This window comes from Nonomuraea marmarensis, assembly GCF_043197025.1.
Classification (GTDB): domain Bacteria; phylum Actinomycetota; class Actinomycetes; order Streptosporangiales; family Streptosporangiaceae; genus Nonomuraea; species Nonomuraea marmarensis.
Genome location: NZ_JBICRM010000001.1, coordinates 367,019 through 387,119, shown reverse-complemented (window position 1 = coordinate 387,119; position 20,101 = coordinate 367,019). Strand labels below are relative to the sequence as shown.

The window sequence follows — 20,101 nt, the reverse complement described above, 5'->3', positions numbered from 1 at the left end:
CGGATCCGCCGACCGGCTGCCACGATCCGCGCCGGTCGTGGACCAGCCACGCTCGTCCGCGCCGCCACCATCCGCCGGTGCCGCCGCCCGGCCGCGACCGCGCATCCGCGCCGCGGCCCGACCACCACGGGAGCCCGCCGACCGACCGCCACCGTCCACGCCCTCGGGCTGACGGCCACCGTCCACCCCCGCCGAACGACGCCCGCCGTCAGCTCCGGCCGAACGACGGCCACCGGCCGGATCTGCCGCCGAATGACGGCCACCGTCCGCTCCGGCCGAATGCCGGCCACCGTCAGCCGCCGCCCGACCTCCACCGCCCGGCTCCGCGGCCGAACGACCACCACCGCCCAGATCCCCGTCCGAACGACCACCACCGGCCGGACCCGAGGCCGACCGACCGCCGCCGTTCGCGCCCGCGGCCGACCAGCCACCACCATCCGTGCCAGCCGCCGACCAGCCACCGCCATCTGTCCCGGCCGCCGACCGGCCGCCGTCCGACCCCGGCGTCGCGCGGCCGCCCGTCGGGGCGGCGCCGTCGGCCGAGCGGCCGGCCCTCGGACCGGTTGCGGCTCTCCTGCGGGCCATCACAATCCCGCCGCCCCGATCATGCGGCCCAGCCCGAACGTGACCGCGGCCGCCACCGCGCCGACCACGAGCTGGCGCAGCCCGGAATACCACCAGGTGCGCGCCGTGACGGCCGACACCAGCGCCCCCGCCGCGAACAGCGCCGCGCAGGACACCACCGCCGACACCGCCAGCCCCTGGACCCCGAACAAGTACGGCAACAACGGCAACACCGCCCCCACGCTGAACGACAGGAACGACGACACGGCGGCCACCATCGGCGACGGCAGCTCACCGGGTGCGACCCCAAGCTCGTTGCGGGCGTGGACCTCCAGAGCCCGGTCCGGGTTCTGGGAGATCTGCCTGGCCACCTCATCGGCCAGCTCGGCCGCCACGCCCTTGTCCACGAAGCTCTGCGCCAGCTCCGCCCGCTCGTCGTCGGGGTGGCGGTCGAGTTCGCTGCGCTCGACGGCGATCTCGGCCTGGGCCAGCTCCCGCTGGCTGGCCACCGAGACGTACTCGCCGCCCGCCATGGACAGGGCTCCGGCGGCGAGCCCGGCGACGCCGCCCAGAGCGATGACCCTCGTGTTGGCGGTGCCGCCCGCGACTCCCGCGATGAGCGCGAAGTTCGACACCAGGCCGTCCATCGCGCCGAACACCGACGGCCGCAACCAGCCTCCGGTGACGTCACGATGCTGGTGGTGGATCTCCGCGCGGCTGTTCATCGCGAATTCTTCTCCTTCGTGACGGATTCGACGTCAGGGGCTGCCGCCTCCCCGCGACCGTCCTCCGCCGCAGAGTCGTCGTCCCCGTCACTCCGGTCCTCAGGGCTTCCGTCATCGCCACTCTCGTCCGCCGCAGCCGCAGCCGCAGCCGCGGACTCGGACTCGGACTCGTCGGATGCCTTACCAGGCTCTTCGTCGGCCTCAGCGCTCTCCCCGGACCCCGCAGACGGCTCCTCAGACGTCTCCTTGGAAGCCCCAGACGCGGCAGAGGTCTCCTCGGAACCCCCGGCCGGGTCGTCCGAGTCCTCTGTGTCCGCCTGGTCGGCCGGATGCGCCGGATCCACGTACGTTGCGGTCACCGGCACCACGATCTCCTCCGAATCCTTCTTCCTGGTCACCCAGAGATAGACCAGCGCCCCAACGAACAACACGATCGCCGTCCACTGGTTGATCCGCAGCCCGAGGAACGTCACCGCGTGGTCCACCCCACCGACCGGGTCGATGCGCAACCCTTCGATCCAGAATCGGCCGAGCGTGTAACCGGCGACGTAGAGGGCGAACAGCCGCCCGTGGCGCAGCGCGAAGCGCCGGCCCGCGAGGATGAGCGCGAAACCGAGCGCCAAGTCCCACAGCGACTCGTACAGGAAGGTCGGGTGGTAGAGGACGCCGGGCTCGCCCCCGTGGTTCGCGTCGATCTCCAGGCCCCACGGCAGCGTGGTCGGCGAGCCGTACAGCTCCTGGTTGAACCAGTTGCCCCAGCGGCCGATGGCCTGGGCGAAGGCGATGCCGGGCGCGACCGTGTCGGCGACGGCGCTCATGGAGATGCCGCGTCTGCGCACGGACCACCAGACGCCGACGGCGCCGAGCGCGATCGCGCCCCAGATGCCGAGGCCGCCCTCCCAGATGAACAGCGCCTGGTAGGGCTCCTTGACCGCGCGGCTGCCGAAGTAGGTCTGCCAGTCGGTGATGACGTGGTAGAGGCGGCCGCCGATGAGGCCGAAGATGACCGCGGGGACCGCGATGTCGACAATCGTCCCCTTCTGGCCACCGCGGGCGCGCCAGCGGCGCTCGCTCAGCCAGACGGCGACGATGACGCCGAGCACGATGCATAGCGCATAAGCCCGGATCGGGATGATTCCGAGATACCAGACCCCCTGAGAAGGGCTGGGAATCGAGGCAAGGGGCATGTCAGGTGAGGGTAGCGGAAGCGAGCCTACTTAGCCGCCTCCGTAATCGCATCGCGCAGTTCCCGCGGGCTGAAGAGTGCCTGATTGTCGATTTCTGTGCCGTTCAACTTCACCGTCGGCGTATGCGTGATCTTCTGCTCGTCCACGATCTTCTTGCTGTACGAGAGCTGCGCGGCGCTGTTCTTCCCCGAGGTGACGCACTGGTCGAAGCCCGGCGCGCTCACCCCGGCCTCCTTGCCCCACTGGACGAGCTGAGCCGGCGTGAAGCCCGCCACGGTCTCGGCGGGCTGGTTCTGGTAGAGCAGGTCGTGGAAGGCCAGCCACTGCTTGCCATCGGCGACGCACCGGGCGGCGCTGCCCGCGCGTACGGAGTTGGACCGGGTCGGCTCCTGCGAGAAGATCGTGATCGGATGGTAGACGACCTTGGCCTTGCCCTCGGCGGCGAGGTTCTTGAACGTCTGGCCGCTCACCCGCTCCAGCTCCTTGCAGGCCGGGCACTGGAAGTCCTCGTAGATGTCGACCACGGGCCTGGCCACGCCCGGCTTGGCCATCGCGACGCTGCCGTCGGCCTGCACGGAGATCGGCGCGAGGGCGGCGGAGGCCTCCTCCGAGCGCGAGTTGCTGACCGCGTACCACCAGCCGAGCCCGACCGCGGCCACCGCGACGGCTCCCGCGGTCACGTACGTCACCACGCGCCTGCGCCTGTCGCGGGCCCGGGCGGCGGCCTGCTGCTCTTTGATCTTCTCGCGGGCCGACTTGGACTGCGTCTTCGTGCGGTGGGCTTTGCTCATGAGTCGTCCTCCCCTACCTCTCCAGTGTCGCCCCCCAGGCCGAGGGCACCGTCGAGCGCGTAGCGTCCCGGCGGGAAACGCGCGGCCCAGGCGCCGAGCAGCACGAGGCCGGAGTCGCGCAGGATGTCGAGCAGGTACGTCGGCTCCTGTCCCTTCCCCAGCTGGCCGCCGCCGCCGAAGCAGCCGCAGTCGATCCGCAGGCCGTTCGCCCAGGCCCAGGCGATGCCGAACACGAACGCGAACATGAGCAGCCCCGCGATCACCGCGGCCGCCCTGGTCAGCAGACCGACGACCAGCAGCACGCCGACCACGATCTCCAGGATCGGCAGGGCGTAGCCCACCGTGACGGCGATCGACTCGGGCAGCAGCTGGTAAGCCTTGACCGCCACGACGGAGTCGGCCGGGTTGCCGATCTTGAGCGCGCCCGCCGCGATCAGCACCCCGCCCAGGACCAGCCGGGCAACGGTCGTCACCCAGGGTACCGCCGAAAACGCTCTAGGTGACGATAGGGACGCGTCCACAGGTCATCTCCTCTGTCTCTGTGCCGGGATGCGCACAGTACCGGGATTCCATCCGACCACGCCGGAGATAAGCGTCACCTAAGCCCCTCCCACCTGGAAGGTTGCGCTTTTTACTCGCTCAAGTTAAAAATTACTTATGCAAGTAAGAAGGGACGGCACCGTCACGAGCTCCGCCAGAAGGGCGCAGATCGTGACCGCGACGATCGCGACGATCGCCGAGCTCGGTTACCACCAGGCGTCCTTCGCCCGGATAGCCGAGCGGGCGGGGCTAAGCAGCACGCGCCTGATCTCGTACCACTTCGACGGTAAGGACGAGCTGATCGGCCAGGCGATCGCGACGATCTACGGGGATCTGGCGGCGTTCATGGGCGAGCGGGTGAGCGCGCAGCGGACGCCGGGCGGCGCGCTGGAGGCGTACATCCGCTCGCTGGTGGAGTACATCAGCGAGCACCGCGCCGAGATGCGCGCCGCCACCGAGATCTTCCTCAACTTCCGCCCCGAGGGCGGCTCGGCGGCGCAGGACGCGGCCACGAACCTGTCGGCGCTCTCCCACATCGAGCGAATGCTGGCCTGGGGGCAGGAGAGCGGCGAGTTCGGGAGGTTCAACACCCGGGTGATGGCGATGGCGATCCAGCGGGCGCTGGACGGGCTGCCGTTCCTGCTGGAGGCCGACCCGGACGCCGACCTGGCCGAGTACGCCGACGAGCTGGCCGGGTTGTTCGCCCGGGCGACCAGAGCATGAGCCCGCGGCTCAGAGGGCTGCTCACCTTAGCGGTGGACATCGGGCTGCCCATCGGGCTCTACTACGTGCTGCGCGCCGCCGGCGTCGACTACCACACCGCGCTGCTGACCAGCTCCCTCATCCCGGGCCTGAGCGTCGTCTCCGATCTCGTACGCCGCCGCAGGCCCGACCGCCTGGGCATGTACATGACGGCGATGATGCTGGGCAGCGCGGCGGTTTCGCTGCTGATCCAGGACACCAGGTTCCTGCTGGCCAAGGACGGCTGGTTCATGGCGGTCGCGGGCCTGTGGTTCCTGGCGAGCGCGCGCGGGCGCCGGGACCGGCCGCCGGCGTTCGTGTTCACCCGGTTCCTCCTCGAAGGGCGGATCGGGCCGAACCGGGAGTCGTGGGACGTGTTGTGGGAGCGGCTGCCGGCCTTCCGCAGGATCTGGCGGGTGGCGACCGTCATCTACGGCACCGGCCTGCTGGTGGACGCCGCCGTACGGGTCGTGATCGCCTACACCCTGCCGGTGGACGGCGTCCCGGGGATCAGCGGCGTGCAGTACGGCGTCTGGCTGGCGCTGATGCAGGTCGCCATCAACGTCTACCTCGTGCCCACGGGCCTCTACAACCGCTACTCCAAGCTCTACGCGGACCTCAGCCGCACGCCGGCGGATCCGGCGCCGCGCCCAGGTCGGTGACGGAGAAGTCGTCGAGGACGAAGTCGGCCCCGGCCTGCTCCGGCTCGAGCGAGCGCAGCCCGACCCACACGTCGCCGCACCCGGCGACCACCCGCTCGGTGAACCCGGCCGTGCTGCGATGCTCGGGGATCGGCGTGCGCCGGGTCTCGACGCTGGAGCCGCCCTTGTCGTAGCCGGTCACCCACTGGTAGGTGTCCGGCAGCGCGTTCTGGCAGTTGAACGACACCTCGTACGCGTGCCCGGGCTCGAACCGCGCGGTCCACGGCAGCGTTCGGTAGATCAGCCCCTGCCGCTCCTCATGGGCCTTCAGCGACCAGTCGCCGCTCAGCACGTCGTCGACCGCCTTGCCGTTCCACCCGGCCTGCGTGTACGGCTCGTGCCGCTCGGCCAGGTGTGTACGCGCGTCGAACGAGCCGCCCGCGTCCCCCTTCACGAACGGTCCCCAGCCGGGCTCGGCCGACTCGAACGTCTCCACCGCGCCCGCCGGTTCCCGCTCGAACACCCGCACGTCGTCCACCCGCACGTCCCCGGCAGCGGCGGCGGCGGAGATCCGCAGCGAAACCGGCCCGCGAGCCGCGGTGAACGTCACCTTGACCCGCTGGAAATACGTGTCGTGCTTCTCGTCGGAGGCGATGTAGTTCTTGGCCGTCGACCGCTCGACCCTCACCGACCGCCCACCGGCCTCCAGCGTGGTCGCCCGCGTCCGCCCCGGCTCGACCTCCACGAACGCCGACGCGGTGTAGGTCCGTCCCGGCTGGAGTCCGCGCAGCCGCTGCTCAAGCCGCGCGTGAGCGCCGCCGCCGAGCACCGCGACCTGTCGGCCCAGCTCGTCCTTCCGTACGCTCACGGGCCCGCTGACGGTCCACCCGTCGAGGGCGCCGCCGTTGAAGCCGGGATCGCGCACGCCGCTCCCCTGCCCCCAGTCCGGCTCGGCCTGCCGGGGCGCGTCATCGGGATAAAGGACATAAGGCACCCCTGCCTCGGCCCGCAGCGTGATCTTCCCACCGACCGGACTGACCGTGCCGGCCCGCACGCGCCCCTGGTCGGTGAGCCGGTAGACGGTCAGCACCCGGTCGGCGTCCCACGTGGTCTCGCCGCCCGCCGGGTTGTAGTGGTACAGCTTCCCTTGCCACGGCAGCAGGTACGTGCCGCCGTCGAGCACCTTGCGCCCTCCGGCGAACCATGCACGCCTGCCGTCCCGATAGGTCCCCCGCACACCCCCGCTGAAGACGATCTCGTCGGCGTTCCAGTCCATGATCTGGTAGTGCTGGAGGAACTTGGCGGGCAGGTTGTGCTCCCAGATGTTGCGGTAGAAGGCGGTGAAGTCGTTCTCCGCCGTCCAGCCCTCGAACTCCACGATGCGCGCGTTGTCCAGGATGGGATGGGTGTTCCAGACGTCCTTCTCGTCGTTGCGGATGAACCGGATGATCTGCGAGTTCAGCCCCTTGTTGGTGACTCCGCCGTAGTTGAGGTCGTTGGCCCAGTGCGCCCAGAGGGACGACCGTTCCAGCTTGTCCGACCACTCGGTGGTCACCTGCCAGCCCTGATCGCGCAGCTCCGCCAGCGTCCGGTCGGCGACCCAGCCGTACGGCCGGAACACGTCCACGTACAGGACCGCGAGGTTCGTGTCGGTCTCGTCCCGCAGCTGCCTGAACCTCCTGGCGAGGGTGCCTCTGGTCAGGTCGCCGCGCTGGTCGATCAGGTACGCCTGGTCGAGCCAGTTCCAGCCCTTGGCGTCCTTGTCCACGAGCTGCTCGTCGAAGTTCTTCGCCTCGGGGTAGGACTCGGTCGCGTTGACGTGCACGCCGAACGTGGCGTTCCAGCCCTTGCCCGCCTTGAGCAGCGCGTTCAGGTCCTTCAGGCCGCCCGCGCGGCGGTTGTAGTTACCGCCGTAGTCCGGGTGCGCCGCGTCGTGGCCCTCCGACTGGTACCCCTTGAGCAGCGCCAGCTGCCCGAGGCCGTCGGTGGCCAGCGAGATCCGCTTGACGTCGTCGAGCGTGCGCAGGAACGGGTGCGTGGCCTGGCTGGAGAAGTTGAACGGGATGTGCGCGACCACCCGGTCCCTCGTCTGCTCCGCGCCGGGCGCCCTGACGCCGATGCTCCTGAACGCGACCGCGCCGTCCTGCCAGTCCAGGCTCCCGTCGCTGTTGGCGTCGGGGGTGAGCACGACCTTCGCCCAGGGCAGCTCCTCGGTGAACGGCGCGCCGTCGGCGCGGTAGGTCCACTGCCCGCTCCACACGCCGACCCTGACGGTGCCGTCGGCGTCCTTCCTGGCCTGGTGCCAGAACCTGGCCGCATCCCGGTCGGTGACGCCCGAGGGGCGGTCGTAGGTGGAGTTCGACTCGATCGCCGCGGCCAGCCGATCGGTGTTCACGATCGCGTACGACGCCCCGGCCGGGGCCGCGTCCGGCGCCGTGTCCGCCGTGACGGGGGCGAAGACGTCGGCGGTGCGGGTGGAGTCGGGGTCCAGCCGGGTGAACGCGGTCGCCGCGCCCCGCTGCCCGCTCGACACCGACACCAGATCGTGGCCCGGCAGGTCGATCGTGCCGACGCGGAACGCCGCGGTGTCGGCCACCGAGTCGACCTTGAACGTCGTCACCCGGCCCCGCACCCCGATGCTCGCCCCGAGGGAGACGCCTGCCAGGCCGGGGAAGGTCAGCCGGTAACGCGTGGTCGCGCCGTCGTTGCCGGTCAGGGCGACGGTCACCGCGCGGGCCTGGCCGTTCAGCACGACGGCGGGCACCGCCGAACTGCCGCCCAGCGTGGCCCGGCTCGCCCTGTCGGTGTAGCGCAGGATCCGCGGGAAGGCCGGATCCAGCTCCACGCTCAGCGAACCGGAGGAGATCGTGATCGGCTTCGCCACGGCCGCGGAACTGGGCGACCGGTTCTGCAGGGTGGGGCCCGGCGGCGGCGTGCCGGCCGGCGAGGGCTCAGGAGACGGCAGCTCGTACGTCGGCGCAGGCGTGGGTGTGGGATCTGCGGACGCCGGGGCGGCCGTGGCCGTGAGCGCGAGGGCTGCTGCGACGGTTACGGGCCCTGGACGCATAGGTGTAAACCCGCCTTACCTCCGTACGCCCTGGGCCATCTCCTTGGCGAGGGCGGAGATGGACGCCCGGCCCGCGGCCTCGTCGGGCGCGTCGAGGATGCGGCGGATGAACGCCGACCCCACGATGACCCCGTCGGCGTAGGCCGCAACCTCGGCCGCCTGCGCGCCCGTGCCGACCCCCAGGCCCACGCACACCGGCAGGTCCGTGTGCGCGCGGGTCCGCTCGACCAGGCCCTCGGCGGCGACGTTGACCGTCTCCCTGGCGCCCGTGACGCCCATCAGCGAGGCCGCGTACACGAAGCCCGTGCAGCAGTCGACCACGGCCTTGATCCGCGCCTCCGTCGAGCTGGGTGCCACCAGGAACACCGTGTCGATGCCCGCGCCCGCCGACGCCGCGCGCCACGGCTCCGACTCCTCGGGCGTCAGGTCGGGCGTGATCGTGCCCGCCCCGCCCGCGCCGGCCAGGTCTCTGGCGAACCGCTCGGCGCCGTACTTGTCGATGGGATTCCAGTACGTCATGACGAGCGTGGCGGCCCCGGTGGCGGCGACCCCCTCGACCGTGCGCAGCACGTCGGCGATGCGCGTGCCGTTGGTCAGCGACCTGTGCACCGCGTCCTGGATCGTCGGCCCGTCCATGAGCGGGTCGGAGTAGGGCAGGCCGATCTCGATGACGTCGCAGCCGGCCTCCACCAGGGCCGCGGCGGCGGAGATGGCGCCGTCCTTGGACGGGAAGCCCGCGGGCAGGTAGCCGACGAGCGCGGCCCGGTTGTCCGCCTTGGCCTTGGCGAAAACCGTCTGAAGAGTCGTCATGTCTGTCCGTTCGAAGCTCGAGTCTCACTATGATGCCCCGTCGCGGGGCCTTCAGCGCGGGTGTGGCGACTCGTCAGAGGTTGAAGTATTTCATCGCGGTGCCCATGTCTTTGTCGCCGCGGCCTGAGAGGTTGACCAGGATGGTCGCCTCGGGGCCGAGCTCGCGGCCCAGCTCCTGTGCGCCCGCGAGGGCGTGGGCGGACTCGATGGCCGGGATGATGCCCTCGGTCCTGGACAGCAGCGAGAACGCGGCCATCGCCGCGTCGTCGGTGACGCCGTGGTAGGTGGCGCGGCCGGTGTCCTTGAGCCAGGCGTGCTCGGGGCCGACGCCCGGGTAGTCGAGCCCGGCCGAGATCGAGTGGGACTCGATGGTCTGGCCCTCGTCGTCCTGCAGCACGTAGGTGCGCGAGCCGTGCAGCACGCCGACCGAGCCCGCGGTGAGCGTGAGCGCGTGCTCGCCGCTGTCCAGGCCGTGCCCGGCCGCCTCGTAGCCGTGCAGCTGGACGCCCTCGTCGCCGATGAACGCGTGGAAGATGCCGATCGCGTTGCTGCCGCCGCCGACCGCCGCGCACACGGCGTCGGGCAGCCGGCCGGTCAGCTCCAGGATCTGGCGGCGGGCCTCGACGCCGATGATGCGCGCGAAGTCGCGCACGATCTCGGGGAACGGGTGCGGCCCCGCGACCGTGCCGAACAGGTAGTGGGTGGTGTCGACGTTGGTCACCCAGTCGCGGAACGCCTCGTTGATGGCGTCCTTCAGCGTCTGGGAGCCGTTGGTCACCGGCACCACGGTGGCGCCGAGCAGCTTCATCCTGGCCACGTTGAGCGCCTGGCGCTCGCAGTCGACCGCGCCCATGTAGATGACGCACTTCAGGCCGAGCAGGGCGGCCGCGGTGGCGGTGGCCACGCCGTGCTGGCCCGCGCCGGTCTCGGCGATCACCCGCTTCTTGCCCAGCCGCTTGGTCAGCAGCGCCTGGCCCAGCACGTTGTTGATCTTGTGGGCGCCGGTGTGGGTGAGGTCCTCGCGCTTGAGCACGATCCTGGCGCCGCCGGCCTGCTCGCTGAAGCGCGGCACGTCGGTCAGCGTGGTCGGCCGGCCCGCGTAGGTCCGCAGCAGGTGGTCGAACTCCCGCAGGAACTGCGCGTCGTTCTTGGCCTTCTCGTAGACCGCGGCCACCTCGTCGAGCGCCGGGATGAGCGCCTCGGGCACGTATCGGCCGCCGAAGATGCCGAACTTGCCGTGCACGTCGGGGTCGTCGCCGTGCGCGCCGTTGCCGGCCAGGTCGGCGGCGGTCAGGATGGAGCCCTCTTTTGCCACTGTTATCCCTCCGCTGAGTGGTCGGGCCGCGTCGACGGGTGGGCGCCGGCGGTCACCAGCGCCTCCACTGCCTTGCGCGGGTCCTTGCCGGTGACCAGGCTCTCCCCCACCAGGACGGCGTCGGCGCCGCCCCTGGCGTAGGCGAGCAGGTCGTGCGGGCCGCGCACGCCCGACTCGGCAATCTTGATCACATTATCCGGGATCTTGGGCGCCAGCTTCGCGAAGACCTCGCGGTCGACCTCGAGTGTCTTCAGATTGCGGGCGTTGATCCCGATGACCCGGGCGCCGGCGGCGACCGCCCGCTCGAGCTCCTCTTCGGTGTGCACCTCCACCAGCGGGGTGAGTCCGATCGACTCGGCCCGCTCGATCAGCGACACCAGCGCCTCCTGCTCCAGGCAGACGACCATCAGCAGCGCCAGGTCGGCGCCGTGCGCCCGGGCCTCCCAGAGCTGGTAGGAGGTGAGGATGAAGTCTTTGCGCAGGATCGGGATGTCGACCCTGGCGCGGACCGCGGCCAGGTCGTCGAGGCTGCCCCCGAACTTGCGCCGCTCGGTCAGCACGCTGATGACGTGGGCGCCGCCCGCTTCGTAGTCGGCGGCCAGCGCGGCCGGGTCGGCGATCGCGGCGAGCGCGCCCTTGGACGGGCTCGAACGCTTGACCTCGGCGATCACCGAGATCCTGTCACCCCCGAGCGCGGCCATCGCGTCTCTGGGCGCCTGGGCGCGCCCGGCTCGCTGCTTGAGCTCGTCGATCGACTCGGCCTGCTGACGTGCGGCGAGGTCGGCGCGCACCCCGTCAAGGATGTCGTCGAGGACACTCGGCCCTTCCGTCCGCTCACTCACGCGCTTGGGGTCCCTCCGGTCGACAGTGGGGGCGGCGGAGAGTTCGCGTCGCGTCCGCTCTCTGCCTTGTCCTGCGATGGTATCGGCCCCTCCGGGCTCACCTCACCACAGGCCCCCGGGTAAAACAGGGCCTACGGCGCGAGGAACGCCCCGAAAGGCAGATTACGGACGACCCAGTAGACCATGACGATCGCGATGAACCCCCAGAGCCACGCCGGGTGCGCGAGCGTCGTGCGTCTGTGCCTGCCCTGCCAGGCGCGTACGACCCACCGGCCCCACCAGAACAGCAGGAACGGGATCATCGCCACGGCGAGGGGGTTGAGCCCGAGCGCGGCGACCGGGTCGAGGTGGGCCAGCGCGTGCATGGTGCGCAGCGAGCCGCAACCCGGGCAGTAGAGGCCGGTCAGCCACAGGAACGGGCAGGTCGGGTAGTGGCCCGGCTGGTTGGGGTCCACCGCGCCGACGAACGCGAACGCCGACCCCGTGGCGGCCGCAACACCGAGCGGCGCGAGCAGGCCCTTGAGGCGAGCCGTGCCGCGCCGCTCGGTCGTTGCGATGCTCATGCTCCTAGTATCCGCCTTCCGATCGCGCCTCTAGTACGACGTGGTGGAGGGCACGGTCGCGGCGAGCAGGATGAACACGATGACGTAGAAGATGATGACCAGCACCCACCAGATGATGCCGATGATCATGGTGCGCTTCCACCAGGTCTTGGCCTCCTCGGAAGCCTGTATGGCGCCCTGGTAGTCGCCGATCTGCCACTTCGAGTTCACCTGCGACGACTTGACGATCGCCACGATGCCGAACGGCAAGCAGCAGAACAGCGTGGTGAGAATGGCCGGGACCAGATGGTTGTCCGGCGGCTGCTGCCCAGGGGCGCCACCGTAACCGCCGCCACTCGGCGGCTGCTGACCGTACCCGCCGCCGCTGGGGGGCTGCTGGCCGTAGCCACCGCCACTCGGCGGCTGCTGACCGTACCCACCGCCACCGCTCGGGGGCTGCTGGCCATAACCACCACCACTCGGCGGCTGCTGACCGTACCCACCGCCACCGCTCGGGGGCTGCTGGCCATAACCACCACCACTCGGCGGCTGCTGACCGTACCCGCCGCCACCGCTCGGGGGCTGCTGGCCATAACCACCGCCGGGCGGCTGGGCGCCGTAGCCACCGTCGCCCTGGTTTCCGTAACTCATCCTAATGACCCCTCATGTCGCCATCTTTGAGTCGAGTTGCGCGCGGCAGCCTAGCGAGAAACCATCTTCTACGTGGTCTAACGCCCAGTTTGGGGACAATTCGTAATCGGACCGCAAGCGGGTCGTCACGGTCCGGCTACGCTGGGAGTAAGTTACCGGCTGGTTAGTAGCTGTCCACGCTGGACGTGGCGGCGGCGCTGAACCCGATCAGGGACAGGATCATGCCGCCGAAGATGAGCCAGCACAGCAGCCAGATCACGACGGTGATGTACGAGGTGACGAGGCCGCCGACGGCCATGCCCTGGCCTTCCTCGCCGGTCCGCTTGATCCGGTTGAGCGCGATGTGACCGAGGATCACGCCGGGGATGCTGGTGATGCCGCAGAAGACCAGGCCGATGATGCCCAGGACGAGCGAGGCCACCGCCATGCCGTTGGTGGACCTGGGCTGCTGGGGGGCGCCGTACTGGCCGTAGTTCTGCTGGCCGTAGCTGGGGGGCTGCTGGCCGTACCCGCCGCTGGGGGGCATTTGACCGTAGCCGAGCGGCTCCTGCGGATAGCTCGGGGGCTGCTGGCCGTAGCCGCCGCCGCTCGGGGGCTGCTGGCCGTAACCACCTCCGCTCGGGGGCTGCTGACCGTAGCCGCCGCCGCTGGGAGGTTGCTGGCCGTAGCCGCCGCCGCTGCTCGGGGGCTGCTGGCCGTACCCGCCACCGCTGGGCGGCTGCTGGCCATAGCCGCCGCCGCTCGGAGGCTGCTGGCCGTACCCACCGCCGGGCGGCTGGGCGCCGTAACCGCCGCTTCCGCCCTGATCCCCGTAGCTCATGCGCTTGGCTCCTCAAATGTTCGTGGCGAGTTGCAACGGCAGCTTATTGACAAAACGTTTGCCACGTAGACACAGGTTCAGAACCGTAAAGAATTCGTCCTCGCCGAATCTCAGCGGGAATCGGTGGGGTCGTCGCCGCGGTCGAGCGCTTCCCACAGCGACTTGTCGTCTCGGGCCTGCGTCCCGGCCTTGTCCGCGCCCCTGTCGTAGCGGGCCGACATGCCCGCCCACCTGCTCCCGCGCAGGATCGCGACGACTCCCCCGGCGATCATCAGGACCGCTCCCACCGCCGCGACGGCCGGCCAGAGGGGCATGATCTCCCAGGGGAGGTCGGTCCGGACGTGCATGACGTTCCGGTCGCGCAGCCAGCCGGTCACGGTGTCGCCGTTCGTGGCCGCCCACGTCGCCGCCGCCGCGACGGCCCCGCACAGGGCGAGCAACGCTCCGACGACCCGGCGGCCCACGCCCTTGGTCGCCAGCACGGCCACCACACCCGCCAGTCCGGCCAGCGCCACGGGGGTCAGCACGGGGCCGAGCTCACCGCCGGTGGGCGCCACCGCGTCCGCGCCGCCCTCCACGAGCCGCACCCAGATCCGGCCGGCGGCGAACAACACGAGTACGCATCCCAGGGCGGTCCCCAGCACCCACCCCCACAACTCCCCGCGACCCGCCCTCTCCATGGACTCCATCCCGCCTTCCTAGCCGAGCGGGATCTCGAGCTGATCGGCGTCGAAGCACGTGCGGTCCCCGGTGTGGCACGCCGCGCCCACCTGGTCGACCTTGACCAGGACGGTGTCGCCGTCGCAGTCGAGCGCCACGGCTTTGACCTGCTGGACGTGGCCGGAGGTGACACCCTTCACCCAGAGCTCGGCACGGCTGCGGGACCAGTAGGTGGCCCTGCCGGTGGTGAGCGTCCGATGCAGCGCCTCGTCGTTCATCCAGGCCAGCATGAGCACCTCGCCGGTGTCGTACTGCTGGGCGACGGCGGGGACGAGGCCGTCGGGGTTGCGCTTCAACCGTGCGGCAATCTTGGGGTCCAGGGACATGCTGTCCATTCAACCAGCCCACCCACCCGCCTCCACCCTGGCCCAGGGGGTTCATGCACCGCTCGCCCGTAGCCGCCGGCCGGCTGAGCGTCGGACGCGGGTCTCGGGATCGGCGACGTGGCTCCCGTGCCCCTGGCGCCGTTCGCCACCCGGCGCGGGCCGCCGTGAGCGCTGGTGGCTGGGCGCGGGAGTCCGCGATCGGGCGGTCGCGTCAGTCCAGGGCCTGGGAGAGCGTGTCGTAGATCGGGAACAGGGGCGCCAGGTTCGTCCTGCGGAGCCGTCGCAGCACCTGGCCGTCCGGTGCCACCAGGGCCATCGTCCCGTCCCTCTCCCGCAGCGTGGCCAGCAGGCGCACCAGGACGCCCAGGCCCGTCGTGTCGATGAAGGTCAGCCCCGTCAGGTCCACCACCAGCCGGGGGCCGTGCGCCTCCACCGCGTCGTCGAGGCATTTTCGGACCTGGGACACGTTGTCCAGATCCACCTCGCCCGCCAGGCTGACCACCACGAGCTCGCCGTGTTGGCGTCGCGTCATCTCCAGCACATCCACGCCCATGCACCTCACATCCCATCCCGCGGGGGGCAGGCCCCCCGCGTCCCCCCAAAAAGCAAGGAAGAACCGCTCCCAATCGCAGGGAGCAAGCTCCCCGCGCTCCCCCCAAAAAAGCAAGGAAGAACCGCTTCCCAATCGCAGGGAGCAGGCCCCCGCGTCCCCCCCAACAGCAAGGAAGAAGCGCTTGCCATCACGGGGGGCAAGCCCCCCGTGCCCACAGCTAGGAAGAACCACCTGTCGTCGCGGTCCCGCCGAAAAGGTACACCGGTCTGCGCCGGGTCACGGTGGGTTTTGCAGAGAATGCGCTACGTGATGAAGTTGGGCGGAGTAGTTTCGGGTGCGACGCGTGCTAGGGGAGGACACCAAGGTGGTGCACGTCGCGGGCTCCGTCCTCGATCCCGACCTGGGGGATCACGTCTGCCTGCCGTTCGAGGGCGAGCGGGAGCGGATGGCCGCCACGAGGGCGTTCACGATGAACGGGTTGCGCCGCCGTACCAAAGTGATGATCATCACGCACGCCGACAGCCCCGACAGGACGCGTGACTGGCTGGCACCGCTCGTGCCGGGGTTCGCCGACGCGGAGTCCGCCGGGCAGGTGGAGATCCTGGCCTGTGCCGACACCCACTTCACCGACGGGTGTCTCGATCCGGACCGCGTGTACGGGGGGCTGGCCGACGCGAAGGACCGGGCCCGCAAACACGGCCAGCACGGCGTGTACGCCCTGATCGACGCATCCTGGGGCGTGCGCGACGTACCGGGGCAGGCGGCGTTCGAGGCGGCGACCAACGAGCTGTTCGGCGAGCGCTGGCTGGCGGCCGTGTGCCAGTACGATCGCACCCTCTTCCCCCGCGACGCCATCGACCGGGCCACCTCCGTGCACCCGATCTCGCCCGAGCAGGCGCTGCTGCGCTTCGCCAACACCTCCTCGCCCCGCGGGCTGCGGGTCTGGGGGGACATCGACCTCACCAACCGGCAGGCGTTCGCCTCGGTGCTGGCGCGGCTGGAGAACGAGCCCTGCGAGGTCGTGATCGACGCCTCCGAGCTGGACTTCATCGACGCCGGTTCCGCGCAGTTGCTGACCGTCACGGCCCTGGCCAGGCCCCGGGGGTCCACCGCGGTCCGCTGCCGGGACTCCGTCGCCCGGGTGCTGCGGCTGATCAGGGCGGACGAGTTCATCGCGGTACGACGGGTGGGCGATGTGTAGGCAGGTGCTCTGCGCGAGCTTCGCGCGGGGGCGTATCACGTTTCTCCGCAGGGCGGTCGCCGAGCACGCCGCCTACGAGGGGCTGACCGGCAGGCACCTGGAGGACTTCGTGCTGGCGGTCAACGAGATCACCACCAACGCGGTCGTGCACGGGGGCGGGCACGGGCGGTTGCGGTTGTGGTCGCACGACGGGCGGTTGTGGTGTGAGATCACCGACGAGGGGCCGGGGCTGCCGCCGGGGTGGGTGAGCGAGATGCGGCCGCCCACGGGGTTCGAGTGCCGTGGGCGGGGGTTGTGGCTTACGCGGATGTTGTGCGATCAGATCACGATCGTGTCCGGGCCTGGAGGCACGACTGTGACGTTCGCCGCCATCTGCGCCTGATGGCCGCGGGCTACGAGTGTGCCGCCGACACCCAGGACGCGTGCAGGTCGGCGTACACACCGGGCTCCTGGACCAGGTCCCCGTGCGGCCCGCGCTGCACCAGGCGGCCCGCGTCGAAGACGAGGACCTCGTCGGCGTTCTCCGCGGTGGACAGCCGGTGCGCGATCGAGATGGCGGTGCGGCCGCGGGTGACGCCTTCCAGGGCCCGGGCCAGCCGTACCTCCGTGGCCGGGTCCACCGCCGAGGTGGCCTCGTCCAGCAGGAGCAGGTCGGGGTCGGCGAGGTAGGCGCGGGCCAGCGCGACGAGCTGGCGCTCACCGGCCGACAGCGACTCCCCGCGCTGGCCGACGGGGGTGTCCAGGCTCGCGGGCAGGGTTTCGAGCCAGTCGGCCAGGCCCAGCTCGGTCATCGCGAGCTCGATCTCCTCGCGCGTCGCCGACGGCTTGCCGTAGCGGATGTTCTCCTCCAGCGTCCCGTCGAACAGGAAGCCGTCCTGCGGCACCATGACGATGCGCTCGCGCAGGGAGGAGAAGCGGACATCGCGCAGGTCGTGGCCGTCCACCGTGACGCGCCCCGAGGCGGGGTCCATCAACCTCGTCAGGAGCTTGGCGAACGTGGTCTTGCCCGAGCCCGTCTCCCCCACCACGGCGACGCGGGAGCGGGGCGGGATCTCCAGCGAGATCTCGCGCAGCACGGGCACCCCGCCGGGATAGGAGAAGTGCACGTCCTCGAAGGCGACGGAGATGGGGCCGCGGGGCAGGTTCACGCCCTCGTCGCCGGGGTCGGCCACGTCGGGCGGGGTGTCGAGCACGCCGAGGATGCGCCGCCATCCGGCGACGGCGTTCTGCGCCTCGTTCAGCACCTCCGTGGCCATCTGGAGCGGCGAGATGAACATGGTGACCAGGAACAGGAACGCCACCAGCTGCCCCTGCGTGATCTCGCCCGACAGCCCGAGCCGCACGCCGAGCAGCACGATCCCGGCGATGGCGAGGGCGGCCACGAGCTCGGTCAGCGGGAAGACGAAGCCGACGATGGTCTGCGCCCTGATCTGGGCGCTCCTGTTGCCGTCCACGGCCGTGTCGATGCGCTCCCCGGTACGGCGCTCCGACGCGTACGCCCTGATCACGGCGGCGCCGACGACGGACTCGCTGACCGCGGCCAGCATGTCGCCGGTGCGCTCGCGTACCGTCGTGTACGCCCGCGACAACCGCCGCTGAAAACGCGGCAGGGTGATCAGCAGCGGGACGAAGCAACCCCAGACCAGCAGCGTGAGCTGCCAGGAGTAGACGAACATGAGCACGGTGGCGACGAACAGCTGGCCGAACGCCACGATGATCATCAGCCCGCCCCACTGCATGAACGTGCTGATCTGGTCGATGTCGTTGGTGACGCGCGAGACCAGGGCGCCGCGGCGCTCGCTGTTCTGGGTGAGCACCGACAGGTCGTGCACGTGCCTGAAGCCGCGTACGCGCAGGGTGGCGAGGGAGGATTCGGTCGCCTTGTACAGGCGGACGTTCATGACGTATCCGGCGAGGGCCGTCAGCACCACCGCTGACGCACATATCAGGACTGCTCGGGTGATGTACGGGAGGTCCGGGGTGCCGCCCTTGAGACCCGTGTCGATCGTCTGCTGAACCGCGATCGGCACGATGATCTTGCCCAGGGTCGCGACGACGGCCAGTGCCAGCGTGCCCGCCAGCCCCTTGCGGAACTCGGGCGTGAACGACAACCCCTGCCGGATGGTGGCCAGCGCGGAGCGTTCCGAGTTCCCGTGGATGCCCTGCACGGTCATGCGCTGACCTCTTCCCCGGCCTCTTGGGCAGGTATGTCGATGGCGGCGCGCTCGGCTTCCTCGCGCTCGTAGGCGGTCACCAGGTTCCGGTAGCCGGCGCAGCGCGTGATCAGCTCCCGGTGCGGCCCCCGGTCCACGACCCGGCCGCGGTCCAGGTAGACGACCTCGTCGGCCAGGGCGATCGTGGCCATCCGGTACGCGACGACCACGACGGTGGACGCCTCGGCCGCGTCGCGGAGGCCGTACAGGATCTTGGCCTCGACCTGCGGGTCCACGCTGGAAGTGGCGTCGTCGAGGATGAGCAGGCGGGGCCGGCGCACGAGGGCGCGTGCCAGCGCGAGGCGCTGGCGCTGGCCGCCGGACAGCGACGTGCCGCGCTCGCCGACCCGCGTGTCGAGACCGGAGGCGAGCCGGCCGACGAAGCCCTCGGCCTGCGCGAGGCGCAGCGCCGCCCACACCTCCTCGTCGCCCTGGTCCAGGCCTAGCGCGATGTTGCCGCGCACGGTGTCGTCGAACAGGAACGTCTGCTGCGGCACCAGCGCCACCGACTCGGCCAGGCCGCCGTAGGCCAGCTCCCGCACGTCCACGCCGTCGAGCAGCACTTGCCCGGAAGCGGGGTCCACCAGCCGGACGAGCAGCTGCACGAGCGTGGACTTGCCCGAGCCCGTGGGCCCGACCAGCGCGACGGTACGGCCTTCCGGCACGTCGAAGGTGACGTCGTGCAGCACCTCGGCCTCGCCGTAGGCGTACGAGACGCCGTCGACCTCCAGCCTGGCGGGCGTGGCGGAGGAGGTGGCGGCGCGGCCGTACTCCATGGAGCCGGTCGCCTCCAGCACCGCCTGCACCCGCTGCCAGCCGACGACGCTGCGCGGCAGCTCGGCCAGCACCCAGCCCAGCGCCCTGATCGGGAAGGCCAGCAACGTGAACAGGTACGCCACCTGCACCAGGTCCCCGGAGTCGATCGCGCCGGTGGACAGGCGCATCGCGCCGACGGCGAGCACCGCGAGCACGCCCAGCGTGGGCAGCGCCTCCAGCAGCGGGTCGAACAGCCCGCGCACGCGCCCGACCGCGATGTTGGCGTCGCGCAGCTCGTGGGCGCGCCGCTGGAACCGCTCGGTCTCCAGCTCCTCCCTGCCCAGCGTCTTAACGACGAGCGCGCCGTCGAAGCTCTCGTGCGCGATCTCGCTGACCTCCGCGCGCAACTGCTGCGCGCGGGTGGCGAGCGGGCTGAGCCTGCGCTGATAGATCAGGTTAAGTACGGCGATAGCCGGAAAAATCAGGAAACCGACCAGGGCCAGCGTGAGATCCGTGAGTAACATCGCGACCGCGGCCGTGAACAGCATGACGATCACGCCCACCGCCATCGGCAGCGGCGCGAGCGGCGCCCAGGCGGCCTCGGCGTCGGCGCTGGCGTTCGACAACAACTGGCCGGTCGGGTGCTGGTGGTGCCAGGACAGCGGCAGCCGCAGGTACTGCTTGGTCACGTCCCTGCGCGACCTGGCCTGCATGCGGAACTGCAGGACGCCGGCCAGGATGCGCCGCCCGGCCACACCCAGCGACTTGACCAGCGCCGTGCCGATGATGAGGAACGTCCCGGTCCACAGGGCGCCTGAGGCGACGTTCCCCTCGCCGAAGGCCGGCAACACGACGTTCTGCGTCGCCCAGCCGAGCGCCCACGCGGAGGCGACGGTCATGCCGCCGTATAGCGCGCTGGCGACGACGGCCAGCGCGAACACCGCTTTCTCTGTGCGAATGGCCACCCCAAGGACACGAAGTCCTTGACGCATGACGGCCGAGGTGACCTTGCTCGCCACTCGGTGCGGTTCCCTTCAAAGCTGACATTTCTCTCTAAGTCACTATCACGCCGGATCAACCCGTTATTCCCCCGGGT

21 protein-coding genes are annotated in these 20,101 nt (G+C 70.7%); 5 read left to right on the top strand and 16 right to left on the bottom strand.

Going from position 1 to position 20,101, the window contains the following annotated elements; all coding sequences use genetic code 11:
* Positions 1–584: 584 nt before the first annotated feature.
* From ACFLIM_RS01930 to ACFLIM_RS01915, 4 genes are read right to left on the bottom strand one after another with little or no spacing between them, the layout of a single operon-like run.
* On the bottom strand, positions 585–1,289 hold the full coding sequence (locus ACFLIM_RS01930) for a VIT1/CCC1 transporter family protein (protein ID WP_393161169.1): 705 nt from the start codon (positions 1,287–1,289) through the stop codon (positions 585–587).
* Entirely contained in the window at positions 1,286–2,476 is a 1,191-nt protein-coding gene (lgt, locus tag ACFLIM_RS01925; protein ID WP_393161167.1) for a prolipoprotein diacylglyceryl transferase, read from the bottom strand. The genes ACFLIM_RS01930 and lgt overlap by 4 nt, the downstream gene beginning before the upstream one ends.
* A gap of 26 nt (positions 2,477–2,502) precedes the next feature.
* Positions 2,503–3,267: a DsbA family protein gene (locus ACFLIM_RS01920; protein ID WP_393161165.1), complete on the bottom strand. Its 765-nt coding sequence runs from the start codon at positions 3,265–3,267 to the stop codon at positions 2,503–2,505.
* On the bottom strand, positions 3,264–3,740 hold the full coding sequence (locus ACFLIM_RS01915) for a MauE/DoxX family redox-associated membrane protein (protein ID WP_393161163.1): 477 nt from the start codon (positions 3,738–3,740) through the stop codon (positions 3,264–3,266). The genes ACFLIM_RS01920 and ACFLIM_RS01915 overlap by 4 nt, the downstream gene beginning before the upstream one ends.
* 184 nt (positions 3,741–3,924) lie before the next feature.
* Between ACFLIM_RS01915 and ACFLIM_RS01910 the strand changes: the two genes are divergently transcribed.
* The gene (locus ACFLIM_RS01910; RefSeq protein WP_393161161.1) at positions 3,925–4,530 is read left to right on the top strand and encodes a TetR/AcrR family transcriptional regulator; all 606 of its coding nucleotides are present in this window, start codon (positions 3,925–3,927) and stop codon (positions 4,528–4,530) included.
* Positions 4,527–5,210 carry a VC0807 family protein gene (locus ACFLIM_RS01905; protein WP_393161159.1) on the top strand — a complete coding sequence of 228 codons (684 nt, stop codon included), beginning with the start codon at positions 4,527–4,529 and terminating at the stop codon, positions 5,208–5,210. The genes ACFLIM_RS01910 and ACFLIM_RS01905 overlap by 4 nt, the downstream gene beginning before the upstream one ends.
* Here ACFLIM_RS01905 and ACFLIM_RS01900 read toward each other — a convergent pair.
* The 6 genes from ACFLIM_RS01900 to ACFLIM_RS01875 all read right to left on the bottom strand — a co-directional run bounded on the left by ACFLIM_RS01900 (position 5,167) and on the right by ACFLIM_RS01875 (position 12,035).
* A complete protein-coding gene (locus ACFLIM_RS01900) occupies positions 5,167–8,256 on the bottom strand; it encodes an endo-alpha-N-acetylgalactosaminidase family protein (RefSeq protein WP_393161157.1) in 3,090 nt (1,029 codons plus the stop codon). The genes ACFLIM_RS01905 and ACFLIM_RS01900 overlap by 44 nt on opposite strands.
* 15 nt (positions 8,257–8,271) lie before the next feature.
* A complete protein-coding gene (trpA, locus tag ACFLIM_RS01895) occupies positions 8,272–9,066 on the bottom strand; it encodes a tryptophan synthase subunit alpha (RefSeq protein WP_393161155.1) in 795 nt (264 codons plus the stop codon).
* Between the two features lie 73 nt (positions 9,067–9,139).
* Positions 9,140–10,345 (bottom strand): tryptophan synthase subunit beta, encoded by a 1,206-nt coding sequence (trpB, locus tag ACFLIM_RS01890; RefSeq protein ID WP_393161593.1) that lies wholly within the window; start codon positions 10,343–10,345, stop codon positions 9,140–9,142.
* 38 nt (positions 10,346–10,383) lie between these two features.
* Positions 10,384–11,223 (bottom strand): indole-3-glycerol phosphate synthase TrpC, encoded by an 840-nt coding sequence (gene trpC, locus ACFLIM_RS01885; RefSeq protein ID WP_393161153.1) that lies wholly within the window; start codon positions 11,221–11,223, stop codon positions 10,384–10,386.
* Between the two features lie 131 nt (positions 11,224–11,354).
* Positions 11,355–11,786 carry a DUF2752 domain-containing protein gene (locus ACFLIM_RS01880; RefSeq protein WP_393161151.1) on the bottom strand — a complete coding sequence of 144 codons (432 nt, stop codon included), beginning with the start codon at positions 11,784–11,786 and terminating at the stop codon, positions 11,355–11,357.
* 30 nt (positions 11,787–11,816) lie between these two features.
* Complete coding sequence (locus ACFLIM_RS01875) at positions 11,817–12,035, bottom strand: CD225/dispanin family protein (RefSeq protein ID WP_393161149.1); 219 nt, start codon at positions 12,033–12,035, stop codon at positions 11,817–11,819.
* 36 nt (positions 12,036–12,071) lie between these two features.
* On the opposite strand from ACFLIM_RS01875, the gene ACFLIM_RS01870 reads away from it, so the two are divergent.
* Complete coding sequence (locus tag ACFLIM_RS01870) at positions 12,072–12,446, top strand: hypothetical protein (RefSeq protein ID WP_393161147.1); 375 nt, start codon at positions 12,072–12,074, stop codon at positions 12,444–12,446.
* Between the two features lie 133 nt (positions 12,447–12,579).
* Here ACFLIM_RS01870 and ACFLIM_RS01865 read toward each other — a convergent pair whose 3' ends face one another.
* From ACFLIM_RS01865 to ACFLIM_RS01850, 4 genes are all read right to left on the bottom strand, one after another.
* A complete protein-coding gene (locus ACFLIM_RS01865; RefSeq protein ID WP_393161145.1) occupies positions 12,580–13,236 on the bottom strand; it encodes a DUF4190 domain-containing protein in 657 nt (218 codons plus the stop codon).
* Between the two features lie 110 nt (positions 13,237–13,346).
* Positions 13,347–13,925 carry a Trp biosynthesis-associated membrane protein gene (locus ACFLIM_RS01860; protein ID WP_393161143.1) on the bottom strand — a complete coding sequence of 193 codons (579 nt, stop codon included), beginning with the start codon at positions 13,923–13,925 and terminating at the stop codon, positions 13,347–13,349.
* A 9-nt stretch (positions 13,926–13,934) separates the two neighbouring features.
* On the bottom strand, positions 13,935–14,282 hold the full coding sequence (gene hisI, locus ACFLIM_RS01855) for a phosphoribosyl-AMP cyclohydrolase (protein WP_393161141.1): 348 nt from the start codon (positions 14,280–14,282) through the stop codon (positions 13,935–13,937).
* Between the two features lie 211 nt (positions 14,283–14,493).
* The gene (locus ACFLIM_RS01850) at positions 14,494–14,829 is read right to left on the bottom strand and encodes an STAS domain-containing protein (protein WP_393161139.1); all 336 of its coding nucleotides are present in this window, start codon (positions 14,827–14,829) and stop codon (positions 14,494–14,496) included.
* 340 nt (positions 14,830–15,169) lie between these two features.
* Here ACFLIM_RS01850 and ACFLIM_RS01845 point away from each other — a divergent pair, with 340 nt between their 5' ends.
* The gene (locus ACFLIM_RS01845) at positions 15,170–16,036 is read left to right on the top strand and encodes an MEDS domain-containing protein (protein WP_393161137.1); all 867 of its coding nucleotides are present in this window, start codon (positions 15,170–15,172) and stop codon (positions 16,034–16,036) included.
* Complete coding sequence (locus ACFLIM_RS01840; RefSeq protein ID WP_393161135.1) at positions 16,029–16,418, top strand: ATP-binding protein; 390 nt, start codon at positions 16,029–16,031, stop codon at positions 16,416–16,418. The genes ACFLIM_RS01845 and ACFLIM_RS01840 overlap by 8 nt, the downstream gene beginning before the upstream one ends.
* Positions 16,419–16,428: 10 nt before the next feature.
* On the opposite strand, the gene ACFLIM_RS01835 is transcribed toward ACFLIM_RS01840, so the two are convergent.
* Both ACFLIM_RS01835 and ACFLIM_RS01830 read right to left on the bottom strand, forming a co-directional pair.
* Positions 16,429–18,210, bottom strand: coding sequence for an ABC transporter ATP-binding protein (locus ACFLIM_RS01835; protein WP_393161133.1), 1,782 nt, complete (start codon positions 18,208–18,210; stop codon positions 16,429–16,431).
* The gene (locus ACFLIM_RS01830) at positions 18,207–19,997 is read right to left on the bottom strand and encodes an ABC transporter ATP-binding protein (protein ID WP_393161591.1); all 1,791 of its coding nucleotides are present in this window, start codon (positions 19,995–19,997) and stop codon (positions 18,207–18,209) included. Before ACFLIM_RS01830 ends, ACFLIM_RS01835 begins: the two co-directional genes overlap by 4 nt.
* Positions 19,998–20,101 lie beyond the last annotated feature (104 nt).

What these genes read in the sequence shown, in the direction of transcription:
- ACFLIM_RS01910 (WP_393161161.1), top strand. Translation starts at nt 3,925, where the DNA reads ATGCAAGTAAGAAGGGACGGCACCGTCACGAGCTCCGCCAGAAGGGCG.
- ACFLIM_RS01930 (WP_393161169.1), bottom strand. Translation starts at nt 1,289, where the DNA reads ATGAACAGCCGCGCGGAGATCCACCACCAGCATCGTGACGTCACCGGA.
- ACFLIM_RS01860 (WP_393161143.1), bottom strand. Translation starts at nt 13,925, where the DNA reads ATGGAGTCCATGGAGAGGGCGGGTCGCGGGGAGTTGTGGGGGTGGGTG.
- ACFLIM_RS01840 (WP_393161135.1), top strand. Translation starts at nt 16,029, where the DNA reads ATGTGTAGGCAGGTGCTCTGCGCGAGCTTCGCGCGGGGGCGTATCACG.
- ACFLIM_RS01870 (WP_393161147.1), top strand. Translation starts at nt 12,072, where the DNA reads ATGGTTGTCCGGCGGCTGCTGCCCAGGGGCGCCACCGTAACCGCCGCC.
- hisI (WP_393161141.1), bottom strand. Translation starts at nt 14,282, where the DNA reads ATGTCCCTGGACCCCAAGATTGCCGCACGGTTGAAGCGCAACCCCGAC.
- ACFLIM_RS01905 (WP_393161159.1), top strand. Translation starts at nt 4,527, where the DNA reads ATGAGCCCGCGGCTCAGAGGGCTGCTCACCTTAGCGGTGGACATCGGG.
- ACFLIM_RS01865 (WP_393161145.1), bottom strand. Translation starts at nt 13,236, where the DNA reads ATGAGCTACGGGGATCAGGGCGGAAGCGGCGGTTACGGCGCCCAGCCG.
- lgt (WP_393161167.1), bottom strand. Translation starts at nt 2,476, where the DNA reads ATGCCCCTTGCCTCGATTCCCAGCCCTTCTCAGGGGGTCTGGTATCTC.
- ACFLIM_RS01835 (WP_393161133.1), bottom strand. Translation starts at nt 18,210, where the DNA reads ATGACCGTGCAGGGCATCCACGGGAACTCGGAACGCTCCGCGCTGGCC.
- ACFLIM_RS01900 (WP_393161157.1), bottom strand. Translation starts at nt 8,256, where the DNA reads ATGCGTCCAGGGCCCGTAACCGTCGCAGCAGCCCTCGCGCTCACGGCC.
- ACFLIM_RS01830 (WP_393161591.1), bottom strand. Translation starts at nt 19,997, where the DNA reads ATGCGTCAAGGACTTCGTGTCCTTGGGGTGGCCATTCGCACAGAGAAA.
- ACFLIM_RS01920 (WP_393161165.1), bottom strand. Translation starts at nt 3,267, where the DNA reads ATGAGCAAAGCCCACCGCACGAAGACGCAGTCCAAGTCGGCCCGCGAG.
- trpA (WP_393161155.1), bottom strand. Translation starts at nt 9,066, where the DNA reads ATGACGACTCTTCAGACGGTTTTCGCCAAGGCCAAGGCGGACAACCGG.
- ACFLIM_RS01880 (WP_393161151.1), bottom strand. Translation starts at nt 11,786, where the DNA reads ATGAGCATCGCAACGACCGAGCGGCGCGGCACGGCTCGCCTCAAGGGC.